23 protein-coding genes are annotated in these 25100 nt (G+C 55.2%); 12 read left to right on the forward strand and 11 right to left on the reverse strand.

Going from position 1 to position 25100, the window contains the following annotated elements; genetic code table 11:
- Nucleotides 1-23: 23 nt before the first annotated feature.
- From relA to queE, 6 genes are all read left to right on the forward strand, one after another.
- Nucleotides 24-2255 carry a GTP diphosphokinase gene (relA, locus tag GC090_RS04505; protein ID WP_324020953.1) on the forward strand — a complete coding sequence of 744 codons (2232 nt, stop codon included), beginning with the start codon at nt 24-26 and terminating at the stop codon, nt 2253-2255.
- A gap of 89 nt (nt 2256-2344) precedes the next feature.
- Nucleotides 2345-3133, forward strand: a complete 789-nt coding sequence (gene mazG / locus GC090_RS04510; RefSeq protein ID WP_033739678.1) for a nucleoside triphosphate pyrophosphohydrolase — start codon at nt 2345-2347, stop codon at nt 3131-3133.
- A gap of 229 nt (nt 3134-3362) precedes the next feature.
- Nucleotides 3363-5000, forward strand: a complete 1638-nt coding sequence (pyrG, locus tag GC090_RS04515) for a glutamine hydrolyzing CTP synthase (protein WP_006120762.1) — start codon at nt 3363-3365, stop codon at nt 4998-5000.
- Nucleotides 5001-5076: 76 nt separating this feature from the next.
- Complete coding sequence (gene eno / locus GC090_RS04520; protein WP_006120761.1) at nt 5077-6372, forward strand: phosphopyruvate hydratase; 1296 nt, start codon at nt 5077-5079, stop codon at nt 6370-6372.
- Nucleotides 6373-6605: 233 nt separating this feature from the next.
- The gene (locus tag GC090_RS04525; RefSeq protein WP_110268343.1) at nt 6606-7721 is read left to right on the forward strand and encodes an endonuclease/exonuclease/phosphatase family protein; all 1116 of its coding nucleotides are present in this window, start codon (nt 6606-6608) and stop codon (nt 7719-7721) included.
- Between the two features lie 125 nt (nt 7722-7846).
- Nucleotides 7847-8518 (forward strand): 7-carboxy-7-deazaguanine synthase QueE, encoded by a 672-nt coding sequence (gene queE / locus GC090_RS04530; RefSeq protein ID WP_006120759.1) that lies wholly within the window; start codon nt 7847-7849, stop codon nt 8516-8518.
- A 33-nt stretch (nt 8519-8551) separates the two neighbouring features.
- Here the strand turns inward: queE and GC090_RS04535 are convergent, their stop codons facing one another.
- The 3 genes from GC090_RS04535 to GC090_RS04545 form a co-directional block, all read right to left on the reverse strand.
- Nucleotides 8552-9151 (reverse strand): inorganic diphosphatase, encoded by a 600-nt coding sequence (locus GC090_RS04535; RefSeq protein WP_039338364.1) that lies wholly within the window; start codon nt 9149-9151, stop codon nt 8552-8554.
- Nucleotides 9152-9310: 159 nt separating this feature from the next.
- The gene (gene queD, locus GC090_RS04540) at nt 9311-9670 is read right to left on the reverse strand and encodes a 6-carboxytetrahydropterin synthase QueD (RefSeq protein WP_006120757.1); all 360 of its coding nucleotides are present in this window, start codon (nt 9668-9670) and stop codon (nt 9311-9313) included.
- A gap of 133 nt (nt 9671-9803) precedes the next feature.
- Nucleotides 9804-10631, reverse strand: a complete 828-nt coding sequence (locus tag GC090_RS04545) for an arylamine N-acetyltransferase family protein (RefSeq protein ID WP_324020955.1) — start codon at nt 10629-10631, stop codon at nt 9804-9806.
- Nucleotides 10632-10907: 276 nt separating this feature from the next.
- Between GC090_RS04545 and cysJ the strand changes: the two genes are divergently transcribed.
- From cysJ to GC090_RS04560, 3 genes are read left to right on the forward strand one after another with little or no spacing between them, the layout of a single operon-like run.
- On the forward strand, nt 10908-12710 hold the full coding sequence (gene cysJ / locus GC090_RS04550) for an NADPH-dependent assimilatory sulfite reductase flavoprotein subunit (RefSeq protein WP_058708943.1): 1803 nt from the start codon (nt 10908-10910) through the stop codon (nt 12708-12710).
- Entirely contained in the window at nt 12710-14431 is a 1722-nt protein-coding gene (cysI, locus tag GC090_RS04555; RefSeq protein ID WP_033739554.1) for an assimilatory sulfite reductase (NADPH) hemoprotein subunit, read from the forward strand. Before cysJ ends, cysI begins: the two co-directional genes overlap by 1 nt.
- Complete coding sequence (locus GC090_RS04560) at nt 14428-15159, forward strand: phosphoadenylyl-sulfate reductase (RefSeq protein WP_006120753.1); 732 nt, start codon at nt 14428-14430, stop codon at nt 15157-15159. Before cysI ends, GC090_RS04560 begins: the two co-directional genes overlap by 4 nt.
- Before the next feature lie 91 nt (nt 15160-15250).
- Here GC090_RS04560 and GC090_RS04565 read toward each other — a convergent pair whose 3' ends face one another.
- From GC090_RS04565 to GC090_RS04590, 6 genes are all read right to left on the reverse strand, one after another.
- A complete protein-coding gene (locus tag GC090_RS04565; RefSeq protein ID WP_324020957.1) occupies nt 15251-16522 on the reverse strand; it encodes an alanine racemase in 1272 nt (423 codons plus the stop codon).
- Between the two features lie 9 nt (nt 16523-16531).
- On the reverse strand, nt 16532-17269 hold the full coding sequence (locus tag GC090_RS04570) for an amino acid ABC transporter ATP-binding protein (RefSeq protein WP_033739676.1): 738 nt from the start codon (nt 17267-17269) through the stop codon (nt 16532-16534).
- Nucleotides 17269-17910: an amino acid ABC transporter permease gene (locus tag GC090_RS04575; RefSeq protein WP_006120747.1), complete on the reverse strand. Its 642-nt coding sequence runs from the start codon at nt 17908-17910 to the stop codon at nt 17269-17271. Before GC090_RS04575 ends, GC090_RS04570 begins: the two co-directional genes overlap by 1 nt.
- Complete coding sequence (locus GC090_RS04580) at nt 17907-18644, reverse strand: amino acid ABC transporter permease (RefSeq protein ID WP_039338355.1); 738 nt, start codon at nt 18642-18644, stop codon at nt 17907-17909. Before GC090_RS04580 ends, GC090_RS04575 begins: the two co-directional genes overlap by 4 nt.
- A gap of 48 nt (nt 18645-18692) precedes the next feature.
- Nucleotides 18693-19535: an ABC transporter substrate-binding protein gene (locus tag GC090_RS04585; RefSeq protein ID WP_039338353.1), complete on the reverse strand. Its 843-nt coding sequence runs from the start codon at nt 19533-19535 to the stop codon at nt 18693-18695.
- 122 nt (nt 19536-19657) lie between these two features.
- A complete protein-coding gene (locus GC090_RS04590) occupies nt 19658-20050 on the reverse strand; it encodes a RidA family protein (RefSeq protein ID WP_033739549.1) in 393 nt (130 codons plus the stop codon).
- Nucleotides 20051-20412: 362 nt separating this feature from the next.
- Here GC090_RS04590 and GC090_RS04595 point away from each other — a divergent pair, with 362 nt between their 5' ends.
- Nucleotides 20413-21165 carry an IclR family transcriptional regulator gene (locus GC090_RS04595; RefSeq protein ID WP_033739547.1) on the forward strand — a complete coding sequence of 251 codons (753 nt, stop codon included), beginning with the start codon at nt 20413-20415 and terminating at the stop codon, nt 21163-21165.
- A 43-nt stretch (nt 21166-21208) separates the two neighbouring features.
- On the opposite strand, the gene GC090_RS04600 is transcribed toward GC090_RS04595, so the two are convergent.
- Entirely contained in the window at nt 21209-21493 is a 285-nt protein-coding gene (locus tag GC090_RS04600; protein ID WP_033739545.1) for a YciI family protein, read from the reverse strand.
- A 9-nt stretch (nt 21494-21502) separates the two neighbouring features.
- Nucleotides 21503-22513: an aminopeptidase gene (locus tag GC090_RS04605; RefSeq protein ID WP_006120741.1), complete on the reverse strand. Its 1011-nt coding sequence runs from the start codon at nt 22511-22513 to the stop codon at nt 21503-21505.
- Between the two features lie 251 nt (nt 22514-22764).
- Between GC090_RS04605 and cysG the strand changes: the two genes are divergently transcribed.
- Together cysG and cysD are read left to right on the forward strand one after the other, a co-directional pair.
- On the forward strand, nt 22765-24180 hold the full coding sequence (gene cysG / locus GC090_RS04610; protein ID WP_033739542.1) for a siroheme synthase CysG: 1416 nt from the start codon (nt 22765-22767) through the stop codon (nt 24178-24180).
- Nucleotides 24181-24191: 11 nt separating this feature from the next.
- Nucleotides 24192-25100 carry a sulfate adenylyltransferase subunit CysD gene (gene cysD, locus GC090_RS04615; protein WP_006120739.1) on the forward strand — a complete coding sequence of 303 codons (909 nt, stop codon included), beginning with the start codon at nt 24192-24194 and terminating at the stop codon, nt 25098-25100.

Here is a 25100-nt window from a genome sequence, read left to right on the forward strand (position 1 = left end):
AGGGGCGCTGTGCAGGAGAGGATATGGTTGCGGTCAGAAGTGCACATTTAAATACGGAAGGGGAATTTGCCCTCGACCAGTGGATCGCCAGTCTTGGCGTGTCTAACCCGCAATCATGTGAACGTCTTGCTGAAACCTGGCGCTATTGTGAGGCGCAGACGCAAGGCCATCCCGACCAGTCGCTGCTGCTGTGGCGCGGTATTGAGATGGTGGAAATCCTCTCAATGCTCAGCATGGACATTGAAAGCCTGTGTGCGGCACTGATTTTCCCGCTCGCCAATGACGAAGTGGTCAGCGAAGAAGAGCTGGAAAAAACCGTGGGCAAAGGCATCGTTTCGCTGGTACATGGCGTGCGCGATATGGATGCGATTCGCCAGCTGAAAGCCATTCATAACGATTCAATGGCCTCAGAGCAGGTGGATAACGTGCGCCGCATGCTGCTGGCGATGGTGGAAGATTTCCGCTGCGTGGTGCTTAAGCTGGCAGAGCGCATTATGAACCTGCGCGAGGTGAAGGATGCACCGGAAGACGAACGCGTTCTGGCCGCCAAAGAAAGCACCAATATTTACGCGCCGCTGGCCAACCGGCTGGGCATCGGCCAGCTGAAATGGGAGCTGGAAGATTACTGCTTCCGCTATCTGCATCCCGAAGAATACAAGCGCATTGCGAAACTGTTGCACGAACGTCGTATCGATCGTGAGCAATATATCGATAACTTTGTTGTTAACCTGCGTAAAGAGATGGCGAAAGAGGGCGTTCGTGCCGAAGTGTACGGCCGTCCCAAACATATCTACAGCATCTGGCGCAAGATGCAGAAAAAATCGCTCGCCTTTGATGAGCTGTTCGACGTGCGCGCGGTGCGTATTGTGGCTGAGCGTTTGCAGGACTGCTATGGCGCGCTGGGTACGGTACATACGCTGTACCGCCATCTGCCCAGTGAATTCGACGATTACGTCGCTAACCCGAAGCCTAACGGCTATCAGTCCATTCATACGGTGGTGCTGGGACCGCAGGGTAAAACCGTTGAGATCCAGATTCGTACGCGTCAGATGCATGAGGACGCGGAACTCGGCGTCGCGGCACACTGGAAATACAAAGAAGGCCCGTCGTCCAGCCATGCCCGTGGGGCAGCAGGCCATGAAGAACGCATTGCCTGGTTACGTAAGCTGATCTCCTGGCAGGAAGAGATGGCCGATTCCGGCGAGCTGCTGGAAGAGGTCCGCAGTCAGGTGTTTGATGACCGCGTCTACGTCTTTACCCCGAAAGGCGATGTGGTCGATTTGCCCGCCGGTTCTACGCCGCTGGACTTTGCCTACCATATCCACAGCGATATCGGCCATCGCTGCATCGGTGCCAAAATCGGTGGGCGCATCGTGCCCTTTACCTATCAGTTGCAGATGGGCGACCAGGTTGAAGTCATCACACAAAAACAGCCGAATCCGAGCCGCGACTGGCTGAACCCGAATTTAGGATTCATCACTACCAGCCGTGGCCGCGCCAAAATTCACAACTGGTTCCGTAAGCAGGATCGCGATAAAAACATTCTCGCCGGTCGCCAGATTCTGGACAACGAGCTGAACCAGATGGATATCAGCCTGCGTGAAGCCGAGAAGCTGCTGCTGCCGCGCTATAACGTCACTTCGCTGGACGAGTTACTGGCCGCCATTGGCGGCGGGGATATTCGTCTGCACCAGATGGTGAATTTCCTGCAGGCCAAACTTAATAAGCCGACGGCGGAAGAACAGGACCGTGAAGCCCTGCGTCAGCTGACGCAAAAATCGCACGCGCCGTCTGCCCGCAAGGAAAGTGGTCGCGTCGTGGTGGAAGGCGTGGGCAACCTCATGCACCATATCGCACGCTGCTGTCAGCCTATCCCGGGCGATGATATCGTCGGCTTTATCACCCACGGACGCGGTATTTCCATTCACCGTGCCGACTGCGATCAGCTGTCGGAGCTGATCTCCAACGCGCCAGAGCGCATCGTCGATGCCGTATGGGGCGAAAGCTACTCCAGCGGCTATTCGCTGGTGGTGCGCGTCACGGCTAACGATCGCAGCGGGCTGTTGCGCGATATCACCACGATTCTCGCCAACGAAAAGGTCAACGTGCTTGGCGTATCGAGCCGCAGCGATACCAAAAAACAGCTCGCCACCATTGATATGGACATCGAGATTTACAATCACCAGGTCCTGGGGCGCGTGCTGTCTCGCCTCAATCAGGTACCTGACATCATCGATGCCCGCCGCCTGCACTAACCTGTCATCAGGCGCACGTTTTGACCGACGTGCGCCTGGCTGCTTTTATCACCGCGTTTATGCCAACGAAACACCGGAAGGATTACCCTATGACGTCAATTGATCGCCTGCTGGGCATTATGAAAACCCTGCGCGATCCGCAACAGGGCTGCCCGTGGGATCGCGAGCAGACCTTTGCCACCATCGCGCCTTATACCCTGGAAGAAACCTACGAAGTGCTGGATGCGATCCAGCGCGAAGACTTCGACGATCTGCGGGGGGAGCTGGGCGATTTGCTGTTTCAGGTGGTGTTTTATGCCCAGATGGCACAGGAGCAGGGGCGCTTTAATTTTGATGATATCTGCCATGCCATCAGTGACAAGCTGGAACGTCGCCATCCGCATATTTTTGCGGAAGGCACCGCCGGGAACAGTGCTGAGGTGTTGAAAAACTGGGAGGCGATAAAAAGCGCGGAACGGGCAGAGAAAGCCCAGCATTCGGCACTGGACGATATTCCAAAAGCGCTGCCTGCGCTGATGCGCGCCCATAAAATTCAAAAGCGTTGCCACAATGTGGGCTTTGACTGGACCACGCTGGGCCCGGTGGTCGACAAGGTGCATGAAGAGATCGATGAGGTGATGCATGAGGCGCAGCAAAGCGTCGTCGACCCGCAAAAGCTGGAAGAAGAGATCGGCGATTTACTGTTTGCGACGGTTAACCTCTCGCGTCACTTGGGCAGCAAAGCCGAAATCGCGCTACAGAAGGCCAACGATAAGTTTGAACGCCGTTTCCGTGCGGTGGAAGCAATCATTACTGCACAGGGACTGTCTATGCCTGGCGCCACGCTGGAACAAATGGAAGCGGCCTGGCAGCAGGTAAAAGCCGACGAAAAACGCTGATTATTCCAGCGCTGCGCATAAAGTGCGCGCTCGGGCTTACTCGATTCAGCTTCGCGTCAACTTTGTGATGTACGTCAACATTTTGTTAACCGCTATCCGCTAAGGTACGCGCAGCAATGCGTGAGGAGAGGGATGTGATTCATCAATTGTGGCTGATGGCGGTTTCCAGTATACTGTTTTCCCGTCCTGGTTATTCCACCGTCTTTAAACCTAAACTCTCAGGTTCAGCATGACAACGAATTATATTTTTGTGACCGGCGGGGTCGTTTCCTCTCTGGGTAAAGGCATTGCCGCAGCCTCCCTCGCAGCCATTCTCGAAGCGCGTGGTCTGAACGTGACCATCATGAAACTGGATCCGTACATTAACGTCGATCCGGGTACCATGAGCCCGACACAGCACGGTGAAGTATTCGTCACTGATGATGGGGCCGAAACCGATCTGGATTTGGGTCACTATGAGCGCTTCATCCGCACGAAAATGTCGCGCCGCAACAACTTCACCACTGGCCGTATCTACTCGGAAGTCCTGCGCAAAGAGCGCCGTGGCGACTATCTGGGTGCCACGATTCAGGTCATTCCGCATATTACTAATGCGATTAAAGAGCGCATCATCGAAGGTGGCGAAGGTCACGACGTCGTGCTGGTCGAAATCGGCGGTACGGTCGGTGATATCGAATCCCTGCCGTTCCTGGAAGCGATTCGTCAGATGGCCGTCGACGTGGGCCGCGAACATACGATGTACATGCACCTGACGCTGGTGCCTTACATGGCGGCAGCGGGCGAGGTCAAAACCAAGCCGACGCAGCACTCTGTAAAAGAACTGCTCTCTATCGGTATTCAGCCAGATGTCCTGATCTGCCGTTCCGATCGGGCGGTGCCGGCCAACGAGCGTGGCAAAATTGCCCTGTTCTGTAACGTGCCAGAAAAAGCCGTTATTTCGCTGAAAGACGTCGATTCCATCTACAAAATTCCAGGCATGCTGAAATCGCAGGGTCTGGATGACTATATCTGTAAGCGTTTCAATCTGAATGCTCCGGAAGCCAATCTGGCCGAGTGGGAGCAGGTGATTTATGAAGAAGCGAACCCGGGCGGCGAAGTCACCATTGGTATGGTGGGCAAATATGTCGAACTGCCGGATGCGTATAAATCTGTTATTGAAGCCCTGAAGCACGGCGGGCTGAAGAATCGCGTTACCGTCAACATCAAGCTGATCGACTCCCAGGACGTAGAAACCCGCGGTGTCGAATTGCTGAAAGATTTAGATGCCATTCTGATTCCGGGTGGGTTTGGTTACCGCGGTGTCGAAGGCAAGCTGATGACGGCGAAATATGCCCGCGAAAACAACGTGCCTTATCTCGGCATCTGTCTTGGCATGCAGGTTGCCCTGATGGAGTTCGCGCGCAATGTTGCCGGTATGGAAGGCGCAAACTCCACAGAATTTGTGCCAGACTGTAAGTATCCGGTGGTCGCCTTGATCACCGAATGGCGTGACGAAGAAGGTAACGTTGAAGTCCGTTCTGAGCAGAGCGATCTGGGCGGTACCATGCGTCTTGGCAGCCAGCAGTGCCAGTTGACCCCGGAAAGCAAGGTTCGCCAGCTGTACGGTTCTGACACGATTGTTGAGCGCCATCGTCACCGCTACGAAGTAAATAATATGCTGCTGAAGCAAATTGAAGCAGCGGGTTTACGCGTGGCAGGACGTTCTGGCGACGATCAGTTGGTTGAGATCATTGAGATCCCGAACCATCCATGGTTTATTGCTTGCCAGTTCCACCCTGAGTTCACATCGACGCCACGCGATGGTCATCCGTTGTTTGCCGGGTTTGTGAAGGCAGCACATGAGCATCAGAAGCGTTTAGCGAAATAAGTTTAACGAACAACGCGCGAACTTTTCGCGCGTTGTTTGTCTTAGGATTGACTAACTTGTACTGAGGAAAATCGTAATGGCCAAAATCGTAAAAGTCATCGGTCGCGAAATTATCGACTCACGTGGCAACCCAACTGTTGAAGCTGAAGTGCACCTGGAAGGCGGCTTCGTAGGTCTGGCTGCAGCACCATCAGGTGCCTCTACCGGTTCTCGTGAAGCACTGGAACTGCGTGACGGTGACAAATCTCGCTTCCTGGGCAAAGGCGTAACTAAAGCGGTTGCTGCGGTTAACGGTCCGATTGCTGAAGCGGTAAAAGGCAAAGACGCGAAAGATCAGGCGAACATCGATAAAATCATGATCGACCTGGACGGTACTGAGAACAAATCTAACTTCGGTGCTAATGCCATTCTGGCTGTTTCACTGGCTGCGGCAAAAGCGGCGGCAGCCTCTAAAGGTCAGGCGCTGTATGAGCACATCGCTGAACTGAACGGCACCCCAGGCAAATATTCTATGCCACTGCCTATGATGAACATCATCAACGGTGGTGAGCACGCGGATAACAACGTCGACATTCAGGAATTCATGATTCAGCCTGTCGGCGCATCAAGCGTGAAAGAAGCGATCCGCATGGGTTCAGAAGTGTTCCACAACCTGGCGAAAGTGCTGAAAAGCAAAGGTATGAGCACAGCGGTAGGTGACGAAGGTGGCTATGCGCCAAACCTGGGTTCTAACGCCGAAGCGCTGGCGGTTATCGCTGAAGCGGTAAAAGCAGCAGGCTATGAGCTGGGTAAAGATATCACCCTGGCAATGGACTGTGCGGCATCTGAATTCTATAAAGATGGCAAATACGTGCTGGCCGGTGAAGGCGGTAAGGCCTTCACCTCTGAAGAGTTCACCCACTTCCTGGAAGATCTGACGAAGCAGTATCCGATCGTTTCTATCGAAGATGGTCTGGACGAATCTGACTGGGATGGCTTCGCCTACCAGACCAAAGTGCTGGGCGACAAAATCCAGCTGGTAGGTGACGACCTGTTCGTTACCAACACGAAGATCCTGAAAGAAGGTATCGAGAAAGGCATCGCGAACTCCATCCTGATCAAATTCAACCAGATCGGTTCACTGACCGAAACCCTGGCTGCGATTAAAATGGCGAAAGACGCAGGCTACACCGCTGTGATCTCTCACCGTTCAGGTGAAACCGAAGATGCGACCATCGCTGACCTGGCGGTCGGTACTGCTGCAGGCCAGATCAAAACCGGTTCAATGAGCCGTTCTGACCGTGTTGCGAAGTACAACCAGCTGATCCGTATCGAAGAAGCGCTGGGTTCAAAAGCGCCCTTCAACGGTCTGAAAGAAGTAAAAGGCCAGTAAGTTTACTGACTTCTGACTTCTGATGAAAACCCGCCCACGTGGCGGGTTTTTTTATGCCTTTGCTGTCAGGCTTCCTCACCTTTTTCTGCGACGTCTATGCTGTATACATCTGCGCTTAACACAACCCACCGACACTGACGTTGTATACACGAATCTGACGCATCCTGTTGCTCGCCTGAGGCGCATGAATCGCCGCTTTCAGGCAAAAATTAACTGGCTGAAGGAGGAAACCTGTGAGGCTGGCTTCGTATAACGTTGAAAACCTGTTTGATCGCGCCAGAGCGATGAATCAGAACGAATGGCGTGCAGGAAAACCGGTGCTCGAAAAATTCGCCGAGCTGAATGCCCTGCTGGGGCAGGCTGAGTATACCGACGCGATGAAAAAACAGATGGTTGAACTGATGGTGGCGCTGGGACTGCAAAAGTCAGACACCGGGCCTTTTGTTCTCCTGCGGCGCAACCGGGGTAAACTGTTGACCCGACCCACAGACAACAGCGGCATTCGCATTATCGCCAATGGCCGTGCTGACTGGGTCGGTTCGCTGGAACTGCGACGTGCGCCGATAGACGAGATTGCTATGGGATTAACGGCGCAGGTCATGACAGATCTCAGGGCGGATATCCTGACGGTCGTGGAAGCAGAAAGCCGCCCCGCGTTGCTGGAATTTAATAACACGATGCTGCCCGCCCGCGGCGGCACGCCGTTTAATCATGTGATGGTGATTGATGGCAACGATGAGCGGGGCATTGATGTCGGGCTAATGAGCGCGGCAGACTTTGCTATCGACACAATCCGAAGTCATGTCGATGACAAAGATAAACAGGGCGAGCTGATTTTCTCGCGCGACTGTCCCGAATTCACGATTCCTTTGCCCGACGGTCAAACCCTGCTTGTGCTGGTTAACCATTTTAAAAGCAAAGGGTACGGTGCAAAAGCCACCTCTGACGCCCGCCGTAAACGGCAGGCGGAGCGGGTCAAAGCGATATATCAGCAACGCATTAAAGACGGGCAAACCCTGATCGCGATCACGGGCGATTTTAACGACACGCCAGACAGCGAGGCCTTATCGCCGTTGCTGAAGGACACCGACCTGAAAGATATCTTTACCCATGAAAAGTTTGATAACGGTGGCTATCCCGGTACCTGGGGCGGTTGCAGCGCCAGTAATAAAATTGACTATATTTTGCTGTCGCCCGCCCTGTGGAAAAAGGTCGAAAAAGGCGGCGTGTGGCGCAAAGGGATGTGGCCCGGTGTTCGCCCGGTAAAATGGGAAACCTATCCCGAACTGAAAAAAGAGGTGAATGCGGCGTCTGATCATGCGGCGGTGTGGGTGGATCTGGCCCTCTGATCCCGCCTGCTGTCCTCCTGTCGCCTGGCGCGTTCACAGCAGATCGCGTCGGTTCAGCATCACCTGACATGATCTCAGCGCTGAGTTCTGCGATAATCGCGTTTTAAAACTTCACAGAGATGATTATGCAGTACCCGATTAACGAAATGTTCCAGACGCTGCAAGGCGAAGGCTATTACACCGGCGTGCCGGCGATTTTCATCCGCTTACAGGGATGTCCGGTAGGATGCAGTTGGTGTGACACCAAACACACCTGGGAAAAACAGGCGGATCGGGAAACAGCATTAGGCGATATTCTGGTTAAAACGGTGGAAAGCGATGCCTGGGGCAACGCGGATGTGCCAATGCTGCTCAGCAGCATCGCGCAACAGGGCTGGACTGCCCGTCACATTGTGATCACCGGCGGAGAACCGGCCATCTACGATTTGCGCCCACTGACCGACGCGCTGGAAGCCGCAGGGTTTCAGTGCCAGATCGAAACCAGCGGGACCCACGAAATCCACTGCTCTGCACAAACCTGGGTGACCGTGTCGCCGAAGGTTAATATGCGCGGCGGTTATGATGTCCTGGCACAGGCGCTGAGCCGTGCAGATGAGATCAAACATCCGGTAGCACGGCAACGTGATGTGGAGGCCTTAGACGATTTACTGGCCGGGATTCAGGACACGAAAGCGCGCATTATTGCGCTGCAGCCGATCAGTCGCAAAGATGATGCGACTAAACTGTGTATCGAAACCTGCATTGCGCGCAACTGGCGCCTGTCGATGCAGACGCATAAATACCTGAATATTGCCTGACAGCAAAAAGGCGGCCCTGGCCGCCTTTTTCATTTACTGTTTCGCTTTCCAGGTTTCATAAGCCTGCTTAATCTCCGCTTTTGCGGCGTTCGCGTCTTCAAACCCTTTCAGCTCAACCTTCTTACGGCCCTCGGGCAGTTCCTTGTAAACGCGAAAAAAAGCCTCCAGCCGCTGCTGCTCCATTTTGGGCAAATCCGCTACCGTCTGAATCGCATCATAGGTTGGATCGACATGACTGGCGGGTACGGCGACAATTTTGTCATCCACTTCGCCGCCGTCGATCATTTTCAGTACGCCAATCGGGCGCAGTTTAATGAGTGTCCCGGGGGCGAGTGGGGCGCGCGTATAGAAGATCACATCCAGCGGATCGTTATCACCGCCCAGTGATTGCGTCAGCGAACCGTAGTTAGCCGGATACGCAACCGGCATGGACTGAAAACGGTCGGCAACGATGAAACCTGTTTTCGCATCGGTTTCATATTTAATGATGCCGCCTGCCGGAATTTCCGTGACGGCATAGAAGGCATCCGGCAGCGTTTCGGGTTGCGGGAAGTTAAGGATGTTTTCCGCCTGGACGGCGGCAGAGGCAGTGATAAAAACGGACAAGGCCAGAAAAGGCTTTCTCAGGTTCATTGTTGATTCTCATGATCTTTAATGAAGGAGAGAACAGCCTGGTCGGTAAAGATGACAGCGGGATGACAGCCGACGGAACGTTAAAATGCACATGTCAGCAACCCTGCCGACTGATCAACCCTGTGTCCGATCAGCCGCCCGTTGGCGAAGGGCGGCCGGTTAACCGCGGTAGGTACAGCCTGCGGTGCAGGTTTCTTTGATCATGACCGCGCTCAGCAACGGCAGGCGAGGCTTCATGTGATCCCAAATCCATTTGGCCAGCACTTCGCTGGTCGGATTCTCCAGTCCCGGAATGTCATTGAGGTAATAATGATCAAGCCGGTCATAAAGGGGTTTAAAGGCCGCTTTCAGTTCAGCAAAATCCATCACCCAGCCGGTATGCGCATCCACTTCGCCGGTGATTTCCAGACGCACCAGGAAGGAGTGACCGTGCAAACGACCGCATTTGTGTCCGGCCGGTACATTAGGTAAATGGTGTGCGGCTTCGAACTGGAACTCTTTAAATAACGTGGTAGACATAATCGCTCTCAGGCATTAAAAACGGGCCGAATTCTACCTGAAAAGCAGCTTTTTCGCACCCGTTAAGCGGAGTTTGCTCAGCCAATCGCCAGAATGGTTAAGCGCATCAGGGCGTTAACCCGGCATAAAGCCGTTAACCGTTGTGCGACACGTCGGCGGGAAGACGCGCCACGATTTCTTCGGCGATACCGAAATGTTCAATTAACAACTGATGTTGTTGTGATTGTGACAGCGGCGTGAAGCTTTCGCTTCCGTCCTGGGCTCTTACTACCTGCTCACCTTTAACGATGCCGGTGAGTGTTTCATGACCTGCCCGACGAATCAGCAGTGCACCATCAAAGCGACTGGTGTTGCGGCTTTTTTGATGGCGCGCCTGAAAGTCAGCGAAGGGGATATTAAGCGCCAGGAGCTGACAATCCAGCCTTGCCCGACCTAACGGCTTCCAGTTAATCAACCAACTGTCGCCCTGCTGATGAACCTGCGTGCCCCAGACGGGATGCGCATACTCTGCTACCTCAAGCGGCAGCGGATGGCCATGAAGCATCGTAGCATCCACCACCAGAGGACGATCGTCGAGGGTGACCAACAGCAGACCATGACCGGGAGAATCGACGGGGGACGGACGCGAGGACAGCATCCTGGAGACACCGAGTTGCGCACGAAATCCCAGTTGCATGAGCAGCGCAAAGAGTGCGCCATGACCGGCCCAGCAGGTGCCGCCGGTGCCAAATTGTAGCCAGTGCGTGAAAAAATCGTCGGCCGTAGTGCCGGGCAACGGTTGGGAAGGAGGATCGTCCGCGAGAATGCGCCGGCGGATATTGTCGAAGGGCACCTTCTGGCACCAGGCGCGGTAAAGCGCCTGAAGCCCGGCCGCATCTGGGGCAGGGGAGTGATCCAGGCCCAGTTTATCCAGGATTCGCTCTGTCAGCGCAGGCGATAATGCAGTTACTGTCTCAGGCACCCGATCCTCTCGTATCGTCGCTTTGGCAATTCGTTATGCCACGTATTCAGGGCAATCACCCGCCATTAATCAGAGCGGGAAGGATGATTACCTGAGTCTGTTGATGACTGTCAGGATTACCACTTTTAACGATTAATTGTATCTGAAAAACCATTTAGTCATTTTGGTTATTTGATATGTCGAAGGCGTCTTTAATCGTTAATATAGCTGGCTGTACCCTTCTCTCTCTTCCGCCACTATTCGGTCCGGATTTCTGCTACTGGAATTTTTATCGCGATGACGACTCAGGCACCAGGTTCACTGCTTCCGCTCTCTCCGGAGCAACTTGCCCGTTTAGAGGCAGCAACGACAGATTTTTCCACCACTCAAATGGCGTGGCTCTCCGGCTACTTCTGGGGCAAAGTCAATCATGCGCCTGGTCAGGCGGTGGCCAGCGCTCCGGCACAGCCTGAAGCGCCCGCGATTACGCTGCTTTCCGCCTCGCAAACCGGCAACGCCCGTCGGGTGGCTGAACAGCTCCGCGATGACCTGCAGGCCGCAAAGCTGACCGTGAATCTGGTAAACGCCGGCGACTACAAATTTAAACAAATCGGCCAGGAAAAGCTGCTGATTGTGGTGACCTCCACGCAAGGGGAAGGCGAGCCGCCGGAAGAAGCCGTTGCGCTGCATAAATTCCTGATGTCGAAAAAAGCGCCCAAAATGGACGGTGCGGCTTTTGCCGTACTGGGTCTGGGCGACACCTCCTATGAATTCTTCAGCAAGGCGGGCAAAGATTTCGATACACGGTTGGCTGAGCTGGGGGCGGAACGCCTGCTGGATCGGGTTGATGCCGATGTTGACTATGCTGAGCAGGCCAGCGCCTGGCGCAAGGCGCTCACCGACATTCTGAAAGCACGGGTCCCGACGGCCTCGCCCGCACAGGCGGCGGCAACCGTGGCGGGCAGCGTCAATGAAGTGTCCACCAGCCCCTATTCCAAAACGCAGCCCCTCAGCGCGAGTTTATCGGTCAATCAGAAAATCACCGGCCGCGATTCGGATAAAGACGTCCGCCATATCGAAATTGATTTGGGCGATTCCGGTTTGCGCTACCAGCCCGGCGATGCGCTGGGCGTCTGGTATGAAAACGATGCCGCGTTGGTCAGCGAACTGCTGGAGCTGGTGTGGTTAAAAGGCGATGAGCCGGTTGACGTACAGGGCCAGACGCTGCCGCTGGCAGAGGCGCTGCAGAAACATTTCGAGTTAACGGTCAACACCGCGCAAATTGTGGCGCAGTACGCCACTTTGTCCCGCAACGACGAACTGCTGTCGCTGGTGGATGACAAAGCTAAACTTCAACAGTACGCGCAACGTTATCCGATTGTCGATATGGTTCGCCTGGCGCCTGCGCAACTGACGGCTGAGCAGCTGACCGGCCTGCTGCGTCCCTTAACCCCGCGCTTGTATTCGATTGCCTCTTCGCAGGCGGAGACCGATACCGAAGTGCATATCACCGTGGGTGCGGTACGTTTTGATATCGAAGGACGGCAGCGCGGCGGCGGCGCATCAACCTGGCTGGCAGACCGTGTTGAAGAAGACGGCGAAGTCCGGGTGTTTATCGAACATAATGATAACTTCCGCCTGCCGGAGAATCCCGATGCACCTGTGATCATGATTGGTCCGGGCACCGGAATCGCCCCGTTCCGCGCCTTTATGCAACAGCGTGATAACGATGGGGCCAGTGGGAAAAACTGGCTGTTCTTTGGCAATCCGCACTTTACGGATGACTTTCTGTATCAGGTTGAATGGCAGAAATATGTTAAAGACGGTCTGTTAACGCACATCGATCTGGCCTGGTCGCGCGATCAGGCAGAGAAAATATATGTACAAGATAAAATCCGCGCGAAGGGTGCGGAAGTCTGGCGCTGGATTCAGGATGGCGCGCACCTGTATGTCTGCGGCGATGCAAATCGCATGGCAAAAGACGTTGAGCAGGCGTTACTGGATGTGGTGGTCGAGCACGGTGCTATGGATCGTGAAACGGCTGACGAATTTTTAAGTGAGCTGCGCATTGAGCGCCGCTATCAGCGAGACGTTTACTAATGACTGAAAAATACCCTGGACCGCTGGTGGTTGAAGGCAAACTGACGGATGCAGAGCGGTTAAAAAAAGAGAGCAATTACCTGCGTGGAACCATTCTTGACGATCTTGAGGATGGACTGACCGGTGGTTTCAGCGGCGACAACTTCCTGCTGATCCGTTTTCACGGCATGTACCAGCAGGATGATCGCGATATTCGCGCAGAACGCGCCGAGCAAAAGCTGGAACCGCGCCATGCCATGATGCTGCGCTGCCGCCTGCCGGGTGGGATTATTACGCCGACCCAGTGGCTGGCGATCGATAAGTTTGCCACCGAGAAAACGCTCTACGGCAGCATTCGTCTGACGAACCGTCAGACGTTCCAGTTTCACGGCATCCTGAAAAAGAACGTCAAACCTACGCATCAGATGCTGCATGAAGTGGGGCTGGATGCGCTGGCGACGGCGAATGACGTTAACCGTAACGTCCTGTGTACCTCCAACCCGGTGGAATCCGCGTTGCATCAGGAAGCCTACGAATGGGCGAAAAAGCTGTCAGAACATCTGCTGCCGCAAACCCGCGCCTATGCTGAGATCTGGTGGGATCAGGAGAAAGTCGCCACAACCGACGAAGAGCCGATCCTGGGGGAAACCTACCTGCCGCGTAAGTTTAAAACCACGGTGGTGATCCCGCCGCACAATGATGTCGATCTGCACGCTAACGATCTGAACTTTATTGCCATTGCGGAAAACGGCAAGCTGGTCGGCTTTAACCTGCTGGTGGGCGGCGGTTTGTCCATTGAGCACGGTAACAAAGCGACCTATGCCCGTACCGCCAGCGAATTCGGCTATTTTCCGGTAGAGAAGATTCTGGACGTCGCCGCGGCGGTGGTTACCACGCAGCGCGACTGGGGCAACCGTACCGATCGTAAAAACGCCAAAACCAAATACACGCTGGAGCGCGTGGGCGTTGACACCTTTAAGGCCGAAGTTGAGAAGCGCGCTGGTGTAACGTTTGAGCCGACGCGCCCTTACGAATTCACTACACGCGGCGATCGTTTCGGCTGGATCAAAGGGATCGACAACAAATGGCATCTGACGCTGTTCATTGAAAACGGCCGTCTGCTGGATTATCCGGGACGTCCGTTAAAAAGCGGCATCGCCGAAATCGCCAAAATCCATCAGGGCGATTTCCGCCTGACCGCCAACCAGAATCTGATCGTGGCGGGCGTGCCAGAAAGCCAGAAAGCGCAGATTGAGGCGATTGCCCGTGAACATGGACTGATGGAAAATGTGACGCCGCAGCGAGAAAACTCAATGGCCTGCGTGGCGTTTCCGACCTGTCCACTGGCTATGGCGGAGGCTGAGCGTTTCCTGCCGTCTTTCGTCACCCGGGTTGAAGCGATCATGCACAATCACGGCGTCGGTGAAGAGCACATCGTGCTACGCGTTACCGGTTGTCCGAACGGCTGTGGCCGTGCGATGCTGGCAGAAGTGGGCCTGGTCGGGAAAGCGCCAGGGCGTTACAACCTGCACATTGGGGGTAACCGTATCGGCACGCGTATCCCACGTATGTATCGTGAAAACATTACCGAACCTGAAATTCTCGCCACAATTGATGAGCTGGTAGGGCGCTGGGCGAAAGAGCGCGAGGCCGCAGAAGGCTTTGGCGACTTCGTGATCCGTGCGGGCATCGTTGCTCCGGTGCTGGACCCTGCGCGCGACTTCTGGCAGGAGGCAAAATGAGTATCGATCTTGCAGCACTGAATGCGATGTCGAAGGTCCAGCGCGCGATGGCGCTGGCCGCGACGAACGCCCAACTGGAAAAAGCCTCTGCGGAAGAACGCGTAAGCTGGGCACTGGAAAACCTGCCGGGTGCTTATGTGCTCTCGTCCAGCTTTGGTATTCAGGCTGCCGTATCGCTACATCTGGTCACGCGTGTGCAACCCGATATTCCGGTTATCCTCACGGATACGGGCTATCTGTTTCCGGAAACGTATCGCTTTATAGATGAGCTGGCCGACCAGCTCAATCTCAACCTGAAGGTGTTCCGCGCCGAAACGTCGCCTGCCTGGCAGGAAGCGCGTTATGGCAAGCTGTGGGAACAAGGGGTTGAAGGCATTGAGCAGTACAATCAAATCAACAAAGTTGAGCCGATGAACCGGGCACTGGAAACGCTGGGCGCCCAGACCTGGTTTGCGGGCCTGCGTCGCGATCAGTCAGGCAGTCGTGCCAGTCTGCCGGTGCTGGGCGTTCAGCGCGGTGTGTTTAAAGTGCTGCCGATTATTGACTGGGATAACCGCCAGGTTCATCAGTATCTGCAAACCCATAATCTGAAATACCATCCGTTGTGGGACGAAGGCTACCTGTCGGTTGGAGATACGCACACCACGCGTAAGTGGGAACCGGGCATGGCGGAAGAAGAAACACGTTTCTTTGGCCTGAAACGCGAGTGCGGCTTGCACGAAGGCTGATGAAGACAGCATAACAAAACGGGCGATTCATCCGAATCGCCCGTTTTGTTATGGGCCGGGTCGCGGCCTCAGCGGTGGAGATTCTCTGCGGTCAGAACGCGGTTTCTACGCTGTCCATGACGCGGTAGTCGTCATCGACCAGCGGAAGATAGCGCCACTTATCAAAAGCGGTACAGGGATGAGAAATACCGCATCCTACCCAGTCGCCCGGCTGAAGGGATTCATCCGCAGGCAGGCGCAGATAGGCATGCTGATCGTTAACCTCGCTGATCGACAGATGCGTGCCGGATCGCGGTGCGCTGCCGTCAGCGGCACGCATCCATAGCGGGACAGGTAAATCCTGATCGAAAGGGACATCGCGTCGGCCAAAGTCCAGCAGCGCCAGTCCCGGTTCCGGACGGGACAGTACGCGTCCCCAGATTTCCAGCGCGGCTTCAAAATGGTGGCCTGAGCCCGGCTGCGCAAAGGGGGCGATACGGGAATAGAGACCGCTGTCGTGTGCCATATACGCACCCGAGCGAATTAAAGGCTGAACCGGTAGCGGCAGCGTGGCCTGGGTAAAGCACGCTGTCACCACATCAAACCAGGCACCCCCACCGGCGCTCAGCAGAATGGTCTCACTCTGAAACAGCTGGCGTTCAGCCAGCAGAGTGGCGGTAGATAACATGACGTTGCAGTAGTGCTGAATTAACGCCACGCCCGCTGCATCACGCGCGGCACCCAGCGCCCCTTCATAGCCCGCGACACCGACAAGCTGCAGGTGACGACTCCGGGCGATGCGTTCAGCTATCCTCAGCACTTCCTCCTCGGTTCGGCATCCTGTTCTGCCGCCGGGAATCGATACTTCAATCAACACGGCAATGGCCGTATCGCCCAGGTTCTCTTCCAGCAACGTGATGCCCGCCAGTGAGTCCACATAACAGAGAAAGCCGTGGTCAGGATGCTGGCGCTGCCATTCACCGATCCAGCGAATACCGGCAGGATCGACTAACTCGTTTGCCAGAAAGACATTGCGGATACCAAAGTGTCGCAGGGCACGGACCTGAGCGGGCGTGGCGGCGCTGATGCCCCATGCACCGCCCTGACTGACAGCTCGCCGTAAGATGGTCGGTGCCATCGACGTTTTACCGTGCGCCGCCAGCATGACACCTTTTTCGCGACAGAATGCCGCGAGTTGCTGCAGGTTATTCTCCAGTGCGGCCTGTTTCATGACCATCACCGGCGAAAACACCGCTGCGCTGCGCAGGACGTCGGTGCCGATCTCAAGCGGCGCCGCGCCGGTACCGGCAACGGATTTAAAACGGGGCGATGGCTGCGCGGCATCCAGCGTGGCATCCGCGTTTAGCGGAAGACGTAAAGACATAGCGGCTCCTTAATGCTCAAGAACGCGTGACAGAAACTGTTGCGTGCGTGGATTCTGGGGATGCCCGAAAATGGCGTCTGGTGTGCCCTGTTCGGCAATCACGCCCTGATCCATAAACACCACCCGGTCGGCGGTTTTGCGGGCAAAGCCCATCTCATGCGTCACCACAACCATGGTCATCCCTTCACGCGCCAGCCCGCGCATGACTTCCATGACTTCGCCGACTAATTCGGGATCGAGTGCGGAGGTCGCTTCGTCGAAAAACATGATTTTGGGCTGTACCGCCAGCGCGCGTGCGATAGCCACACGTTGCTGTTGTCCGCCCGAAAGCTGAGAAGGATAGTGGCCGGCGCGGTCAGCCAGTCCGACGCGTTCCAGCGCGGCCATGCCGCGCGCGTTTGCCTCTGCGACGGAGAGTTTCTGGGCTTTAATCAAGGCCAGCGTGACGTTGCCCAGTGCCGTTTTGTGGGGAAACAGATTGAACTGCTGAAACACCATGCCGACGTGCCCACAGATATCACGACTCCGTTTTTGATCGTGCAGCGGTATGCCGTTAACCCAAATTTCGCCGCCGTCGGCTTTTTCCAGACCGCTCATAATGCGCAGTACCGTACTTTTACCCGAACCGGACGCTCCGATCAGCACCAGAACCTCGCCCGGCGAGACATCCAGACTGATTTCTTTCAGAACCTGAGTCGCGCCGAATGACTTCGTGATCCGGCTCAGGGTAATGGCTGCATTTTTCATCATAACGGGTTCCTGGTTTGCTGGTGTTGCACCCAGCGAGAAAGCGGGTAACAAAGCGCGAAGTAGAGCAGGGCGACCAGACCATAAATCAGCACCGGCTGCCCGATACGATCAACGATGGCCTGGCCCTGATGCATCAGTTCAGACATGCCGATCATGCTGACAATCGAGGTATCTTTGATGAGCGACAGATACTGGCCGACAAGCGGGGGCAAGACGATCCCACGGGTTTGCGGCAGGATAACGCTGGTGAAGGTCTGTCGTCTGGACAGGCCGAGGATCCAGGAAACCTCCCACTGGCCTTTCGGGACCGCCTCAATGCCACCACGAAAGATCTCGGCAATGTATGCGCCCTGATAAATGCTCAGCCCCAAAATGCCTGCGGCAAACAGGTTGATGTCATAGCCAAAATACGCCACGCCAAAGTAGATAAACATCAACGTGATCAAAACCGGTGTGCCGCGAAACAGCTCGGTATAGATCACCGCAATCTGCCGGGCGACAGGCAGGCGGCTGGTCCGCAAGACGGCGGCCAGAAGGCCAAGCAACGTACTGCCGACAATGGCGGCAACCGACAGCAACAACGTAATTATCAGACCGCGCCACAACAATGGCAGGCTGCTGAGAATCAGTTCGCTCATTGGACCGGCTCCTGTTTAGCGGAAGGTGACAGCATTTTTCTGGCCTGTGACCAGAGCGGCCTTTTTACGGCGACGACCAGCGGTGGCATGAACAGCCGACGTCCCGCAACCGTCCCTAACCACGAGAACAGGTTGCTGAGAAACAGGTAGACCAGCGCGACAACGCTAAAGGTCTGGATGTAGAGCAGCGTCCGGGCGTTAATCACGGTGGCTGTGCCCGTCAGTTCCGGTAGCGCAATCGCTGACAGCAGTGAGGTGCCCAGCAACAGCTGAATCAGGTTATTCACGATAGCGGGCCAGACCGCGCGCGCTGCCTGGGGCATGACCACATTGATAAACATCTGGCGGCGGCTGATGCCCAAAATCCAGGCGGCTTCCAGCTGACCTTTAGGAACCGACTGAATCCCGGCCCGGAAAATCTCGGCCAGATAGGCTCCGACGTTAATGCCCAACGCCAGCACACCCGCCGTAAACGCACTCATGGTGATGCCCAGCGAAGGCAGCCCAAAGAACACGATGAATATTTGCAACAGCACGGGCGTGTTACGGATAAATTCAACATAGCCGTGGCTCAGCCAGCGAACAGGCGCAAAGCGGGCGGCTTTTGCCACGGCAGCCAGCAATCCCAGCGCCAGCGCCAGCATAAACGCCAGCAGCGTCACCTGAAGCGTCAGCCAGGTCGCGGCGAGAAAGGTGTCGGCATACTGCCAGAGTGTCAGCCATTGATAGCGCATAGGAAGCCTCCTTAACAGGACGCAGGACATCACCTGCGTCCTCTCTGGTCAGAACTGCGGATTCAGCGGATAGCGAGGTTTACTGCCAAACCATTTCTGGTAGAGCTGGGCATTCTCACCGGATGCATTAATTTCAAACAGGAACTCGTTGAGGTAGTTCGTCCAGATCTGATCGCCCTGTTTAACACCAAACGCGTTATATTCCAGCGGGACCAGCGCTTCGTTTGTCACTTCCAGCGTCGGATCGAGCTTGGCCTGGTAGGCGAGGAAGTTGTTATCCTCAATCATCGCATCGGCTTGTCCCTGTTTCACCGCCAGGATAGCGGCCTGAGAAGAGTCATATTCCTGAATCTTCACGTCGATCCCCATGCTGCGTACTTCGTCGCCGTTGGTCGAGCCTTTCACGGTCGCAATGGTTTTGCCCGCCATGTCGTGGGCCGATTTGATCCCGCTCGCTTTACGCACCAGCATGGCTTCACTGGCCACCACGTAGGGCTGAGTAAAGCCAATCTCTTTCGCGCGCGTCAGGTTACGGGTGAAATTACAGAACACGACATCCACTTTGTTGGTTTGCAGATTAGGAATACGGTTAGCGCTGGTGGTATTCACCATTTCCAGTTTGACGCCCATCTCTTTTGCCAGCGCTTTCGCCAGGTCGACATCGTAACCATCCGGATTACCCGCTTTATCGTAAAAACCGAACGGTGCAAAACTCAGGCAATCGCCCACCCGCAATGTGCCGCGCTGAAGAACGGTTTGTAGCGTGGATGGCGGTGCTGCACCTGCGGTTTCGTTTTTATTTTCGGTCGGTGTACAACCGGTCAGCGCCGCGACGGTGAGCAGAGCGGGAAGGAGCCGGACGAATACATTTTGCTGGAAAGTGGTATTCATATTTCTTCTCTCAAATAAAAGAGGGATATCACCAACATTATTAAATAATGTGGCGGGATATTTTTAATTATGGCTTTTCTGTTGGATGCGTTTATTTTTACCAGGCGAATAAACCGCAGCTATTATTTCCGTCCGGCATTAAAACACGTCATATCGACTTCGACTTTGCAATCCACAACCAGGTCCTGCACGCTGCAGATTCGGGCGGGCGGATGGTCGTGAAAAAGTTCACTAAACACTTTATTAAATGAACTAAAGTACCGGGCATCCGTCAGGACCGCCGTCACATGCACCACGTCCTTAATCTGATAACCCGCTTCCCGCATGATGGTCAGGCAGTTTTCAAAGGCCAGCCGTGTTTGCTCAATGATGCCGCCCTCTACGACTTCACCGCCTGTCATCGGTGTTTGTCCGGAGATATAAAGCCAGCCATCGGCTTCGACCGCACGTGCAAAAGGCAGTTTTTGTCCTCCGGTTCCGACGCCGCCTTCCGTACCGTAACGCTTGATAGTCATACTTATGCCCTTAAAATCGTCACTTCGCTTTGTCTGGTATACCGGAATTCAATCTGCAATACCGGATAGTTCGAGATTTGCACAATGTTAATTATTTTGCAATAGCGAGTAACGGGATTATTTTTTAGCATTAACGTATGGCTCACGAATATTTTTTATCAATGATTAGTTTTTTAAATTAAAAGTGATCGATGTCTCTTTTTTTAATTCAGCGTGCGCGTTTTTGGTGCCCCAATAATTAGCATCAGGAGGAAAAAGAAAAGGATGGTTATTGTGCGCGTACTCAGGTAAAACCGTGTTGGCTGTGTATGATGGCGGCCTGAACCGATTTAACGTGGCGATGCCGGTAGGAGAAAAGTGGTATGCAGGAAGATAAACCCGCCAGAGCGCGCGGCGTGGACCGCGTAATTGATATTTTCCGTCAGCTGCATATTGCCCGCCAGCCGATGGCGATGCGCGAACTGATTGAAGCGACCGGTGCGCCGCGTTCCAGCGTTTATGAACTGGTTAATCTGCTGAGTGAGGCAGGGCTGGTTGAACTGGATGCAGAAGGCAGCGTGTATTTTGGCCGCGAAATGCACTATTACGGTGCGGACTACATGGCGCACAATCCTCTGATTCGCCGCGCGCATCAATTAATGATCGAGATGGTTGCTGAGCATGGCGAAACCGTGCAGCTGTGCATGCTGGAAGGCAATAAATATACGGTGGTGCTGTCAGAGAGCAATGCGCATCCTTTCAAAATCACCTCAGACATCGGCGTTAAAATTCCGATTCCCTGGACCGCAACGGGCCGTCTGCTGTTGAGTAACTGGAGTGATGAGGCGATTCTGGCCCTGATCCCCGAGGAGGATTACCGGCTGGCCAATGGTAACGTCTTAGATAAGCAGGCTTTTCTGACCGATATTCATCGGGCGGGCCATCAGGGCTATTCGATGACGGAAGGGCTGTCTGAAAGTTTTACCTGTTGTATGGCCGCCCCGATTCGCGCCCGAAACGATCTGGCCGTGGCCGCGATTTGTTTTATGGTCAGTCGGGATACGCCCGAGGAGCGACGTCAGATGCTGTTAAAAACGCTTATTAACGCGGGGCAAAAGCTGTCTGACTTTACCTGAACCGACAGAAGAGCCTGCTTCTTCTGTCGGTCACACTGACGTGCTAATAACCTTTGAGGACCGCGACTTCATCGGCTGCGCGCGTGATGTTGACGTTAGTGACCTCGTAATGGGCCACCGCAACAAAAGGATCGTCCGCCAGAATGTGATCTAACCGGGCGCGCGGCATTGCTTTGACCATAATCATGCCGCCGGTACGCGGATCCTTTCGGCCCGCAGCGATAAAGTCGCCGCTGTTAAAATGCTGATCCAGCCACGTAATGTGCGGAGCCAGCAGGGCCTCGACGTCCTCAATCGGGCGGAAATAGTTCAGGTAAACGATGTACATCGTAGCGCCTCACACTTTGGGGTTGGTTAGTTCACTCAGTAACGGCAGCAGGACTTTCACACTGTCATGGGTGCGCAGACTGATACGACCGGGCAGCCAGTGATCCAGGAAATCCAGATTGTCGCGGTCGGTCTGATGCCAGGTGGTACCGTCAGGGAAATGCCGGGAACGGCGGCGCTGTTGGTCGCCGTCTTTGCTGCCTGCGTTCCAGTTTCTGGCGGTGACATCCAGTAAGGGAAAACCTGCCGCATCGAAAGGATTGACACCGTGAAAGTCATTTTTCGTGAGCTGACGACTGGCGGCGGAAATGCCAAAACGACGCGCCAGCAGCAGGGCGCGTTCGCTGGTCTGTTTGCGTACGGCACGCGGCGTGTTCATACCGCTGTTGAAATAGAGGTGGTCGCCCGTAATCAAACTGTTGAGATCGATTACCAGCAGCGTATTCTTCTTCTCTTTCTCGCTCATGCGCGCCACATAATCGTCCATGCCATGCAGATGGGATTCGCTGGCGCTGAGCGCCACAAAGCGCACCCCGTAATGAAGCGGCTTATGGCTTAACTGCTTAGCCAGTTCCAGCATCACGCCTAATCCGGAAGCATTATCATCCACGCCTTGCAAACGCAGGCCACCCAGGCCGCGCGCCTGCTCATTGTCGCTGAGTGGAATCCAGGTATCCAGGCTGGCAATCACCAGAATTTCCTGTGGGGCGCTGCCTTCCCGTGCGGCGATCACCGAGGTCGCGGTAAGCTTGCGCCAGCGCGATGTGCCATCACGTTCCTGCCATGTGTAACCCGTATTGAACTGTCGGGTATTGGTTTCAAACCCCAGGGCCGTAAACTGATGTTGCAGGTATTCCGCCGCCATCAACTCGGCCGGGCTGCCGCTCATGCGACCGGGAAAGTACGTTGAGATATGACGGACCTGCTGTTCGGCGAAGTGTCCTGTGAGGTCGGTCAGGGCCTGAGCGCTGAAGATCACGCTGCCACCAAGCAGTGCGGCCAGGCGGAGAAAGGCAAGCATGTCGGGTTCCTTGTGGCTTATTCCTAAAAAGGAGGGGCATTTTTTGTGGCCTAGTATGAAACTGTGATGCTCATTACACAATTTGAATCGTCCTGAAAGGCCTGTAGGATCATCCGCTAAGCACATTTTGTTCTGAGCTTTTCTTTAGCGTTATTCCATTCGGTAACATCTCATTCCAATTCGTAATTTCATCTCAATTCACCAGGGAACGTATAGTCGCGATAACGCATCGTAACAACACCAGGGTTAACGTGGATTATTTGCCTCTTTTTGCCGATCTCGCGGGTCGACCTGTACTGGTCGTGGGCGGGGGAGATATCGCGGCGCGCAAGATTGAATTGCTGCGTCGGGCGGGGGCGCGCATTCAGATTGCCTCACGCGAGCTGTGCCCGGAGTTACAAACCTTACTGGATGAACAGCAGCTTGAATGGCTGGCGACGGCTTTTGAGCCTGCACAGCTAGACAAGGTGTTTCTGGTCATTGCCGCGACCGACGATAACGCGCTGAATGCGCAGGTTTATGACGAGGCCAATGCCCGCCATAAACTGGTCAATGTCGTCGACGATCAGCCGAAATGCAGTTTTATTTTCCCCTCCATCGTAGACCGCTCACCGCTGGTGGTGGCGATCTCCTCCAGCGGGACGGCACCGGTCCTTGCCCGCATGTTACGTGAAAAGCTGGAAACGTTGCTGCCGTCTCATCTGGGCCAGATGGCCGAGCTGGCGGGGCAGTGGCGTGACAAAGTCAAAGCCCGCTTCAGTCGCATGTCCGATCGCCGCCGCTACTGGGAACGGATCTTTAACGGCCGCTTTGCCAGTCAGATGGCAACAGGCGATGTTGAGGCCGCCAAAGCGACGCTGGACAGCGAACTGGGCGATCAGCCGCCCCGGCAGGGCGAGATTATCCTTGTCGGTGCCGGGCCGGGCGACAGCGGTCTGCTGACGCTGCGCGGGCTGCAGGTGATGCAACTTGCCGATGTGGTGCTCTATGACCATCTGGTCAGTGAAGAGGTGCTGGATCTGGTTCGACGCGATGCCGACCGTATCTGCGTGGGCAAGCGTGCCAGCGCGCATCTGTTACCGCAGGACGAAATCAACCAACTGATGGTGCAGCTGGCGCAGAAAGGCAAGCGCGTGGTGCGGTTGAAAGGCGGCGATCCGTTTATCTTCGGCCGCGGCGGCGAAGAGTTACAGGCCGCCCAGCAGGCGGGCATTCCGTTCCAGGTCGTGCCTGGCGTTACCGCTGCCGCTGGCGCAACCGCCTACGCCGGTATCCCGCTGACGCACCGTGATTACGCGCAGAGCGTTCTGTTTATTACCGGTCACTGTCGGCCGGATAGTGATGACATTGACTGGCCGTCCCTGGCGCGCGCGCGACAAACGCTGGCGATTTATATGGGCGCGATGAAGGCCGCCGAAATCAGTCGACAGCTTATTCTCCATGGACGCGCGGCGTCGACGCCGGTGGCGGTAATTGGCCGCGGCACCCGGTCCGACCAACAGGTTCTGACCGGCACGCTTGAACATCTTGAAACGCTGGCAGCGTCAGCGCCTTCCCCGGCCCTGCTGGTGATTGGGGAAGTGGTTAATTTACACGGGCAACTTGCCTGGTTTCAGCATTCGGCACAGCAGGGGGCTCGTGAGTCCGCCGTTGTCAATCTGGCTTGAGAGGAAAAACGATGGATCAAAAACGACTCACTCATCTGCGCCAACTGGAGGCAGAGAGTATCCATATCATCCGTGAAGTGGCAGCCGAATTTGGCAATCCGGTCATGATGTATTCTATCGGCAAGGATTCTTCTGTGATGCTGCATCTGGCACGCAAAGCCTTCTATCCGGGTACGCTGCCCTTCCCGTTGCTGCATGTCGATACCGGCTGGAAGTTTCGTGAGATGTACGAATTCCGCGATCGCACCGTAAAAGCCATGGGGGCCGAACTGCTGGTGCATCGCAACCCGGAAGGCGTGGCGATGGGCATTAATCCCTTTGTGCACGGCAGTGCCAAACACACCGACATCATGAAAACCGAAGGCCTGAAGCAGGCCCTGAACAAGTACGGTTTCGATGCGGCCTTTGGTGGCGCGCGCCGTGATGAAGAGAAGTCACGCGCTAAAGAGCGTATCTACTCATTCCGTGACCGTTTTCATCGCTGGGACCCGAAAAACCAGCGCCCGGAACTGTGGCATAACTATAACGGCCAGATTAACAAAGGCGAGAGCATCCGTGTTTTCCCGCTGTCAAACTGGACCGAGCTGGATATCTGGCAGTACATCTTCCTGGAAAACATTGAGATTGTTCCGCTCTATCTTGCCGCGCCGCGTCCGGTACTGGAACGTGACGGCATGCTGATGATGATCGATGACGACCGTATCAACCTTCAGCCAGGTGAAGTGATTAAACAGCGCATGGTGCGTTTCCGTACCCTGGGATGCTGGCCGCTCACCGGTGCGGTGGAATCTGAAGCGCAAACCTTGCCTGAGATTATTGAAGAGATGCTGGTTTCGACCACCAGCGAGCGTCAGGGCCGGGTGATTGACCGCGATCAGTCCGGTTCGATGGAACTGAAAAAACGTCAGGGTTATTTCTAA

This window comes from Pantoea sp. JZ29 (assembly GCF_035190385.1).
Classification (GTDB): Bacteria; Pseudomonadota; Gammaproteobacteria; order Enterobacterales; family Enterobacteriaceae; genus Pantoea; species Pantoea stewartii.

Excerpts from the sequence above, each read along its gene's own strand:
- relA (WP_324020953.1), top strand. The coding sequence starts at position 24 with ATGGTTGCGGTCAGAAGTGCACATTTAAATACGGAAGGGGAATTTGCC.
- mazG (WP_033739678.1), top strand. The coding sequence starts at position 2,345 with ATGACGTCAATTGATCGCCTGCTGGGCATTATGAAAACCCTGCGCGAT.
- pyrG (WP_006120762.1), top strand. The coding sequence starts at position 3,363 with ATGACAACGAATTATATTTTTGTGACCGGCGGGGTCGTTTCCTCTCTG.
- eno (WP_006120761.1), top strand. The coding sequence starts at position 5,077 with ATGGCCAAAATCGTAAAAGTCATCGGTCGCGAAATTATCGACTCACGT.
- queE (WP_006120759.1), top strand. The coding sequence starts at position 7,847 with ATGCAGTACCCGATTAACGAAATGTTCCAGACGCTGCAAGGCGAAGGC.
- GC090_RS04535 (WP_039338364.1), bottom strand. The coding sequence starts at position 9,151 with ATGAACCTGAGAAAGCCTTTTCTGGCCTTGTCCGTTTTTATCACTGCC.
- queD (WP_006120757.1), bottom strand. The coding sequence starts at position 9,670 with ATGTCTACCACGTTATTTAAAGAGTTCCAGTTCGAAGCCGCACACCAT.
- cysJ (WP_058708943.1), top strand. The coding sequence starts at position 10,908 with ATGACGACTCAGGCACCAGGTTCACTGCTTCCGCTCTCTCCGGAGCAA.
- cysI (WP_033739554.1), top strand. The coding sequence starts at position 12,710 with ATGACTGAAAAATACCCTGGACCGCTGGTGGTTGAAGGCAAACTGACG.
- GC090_RS04560 (WP_006120753.1), top strand. The coding sequence starts at position 14,428 with ATGAGTATCGATCTTGCAGCACTGAATGCGATGTCGAAGGTCCAGCGC.
- GC090_RS04565 (WP_324020957.1), bottom strand. The coding sequence starts at position 16,522 with ATGTCTTTACGTCTTCCGCTAAACGCGGATGCCACGCTGGATGCCGCG.
- GC090_RS04570 (WP_033739676.1), bottom strand. The coding sequence starts at position 17,269 with ATGAAAAATGCAGCCATTACCCTGAGCCGGATCACGAAGTCATTCGGC.
- GC090_RS04575 (WP_006120747.1), bottom strand. The coding sequence starts at position 17,910 with ATGAGCGAACTGATTCTCAGCAGCCTGCCATTGTTGTGGCGCGGTCTG.
- GC090_RS04580 (WP_039338355.1), bottom strand. The coding sequence starts at position 18,644 with ATGCGCTATCAATGGCTGACACTCTGGCAGTATGCCGACACCTTTCTC.
- GC090_RS04585 (WP_039338353.1), bottom strand. The coding sequence starts at position 19,535 with ATGAATACCACTTTCCAGCAAAATGTATTCGTCCGGCTCCTTCCCGCT.
- GC090_RS04590 (WP_033739549.1), bottom strand. The coding sequence starts at position 20,050 with ATGACTATCAAGCGTTACGGTACGGAAGGCGGCGTCGGAACCGGAGGA.
- GC090_RS04595 (WP_033739547.1), top strand. The coding sequence starts at position 20,413 with ATGCAGGAAGATAAACCCGCCAGAGCGCGCGGCGTGGACCGCGTAATT.
- GC090_RS04600 (WP_033739545.1), bottom strand. The coding sequence starts at position 21,493 with ATGTACATCGTTTACCTGAACTATTTCCGCCCGATTGAGGACGTCGAG.
- GC090_RS04605 (WP_006120741.1), bottom strand. The coding sequence starts at position 22,513 with ATGCTTGCCTTTCTCCGCCTGGCCGCACTGCTTGGTGGCAGCGTGATC.
- cysD (WP_006120739.1), top strand. The coding sequence starts at position 24,192 with ATGGATCAAAAACGACTCACTCATCTGCGCCAACTGGAGGCAGAGAGT.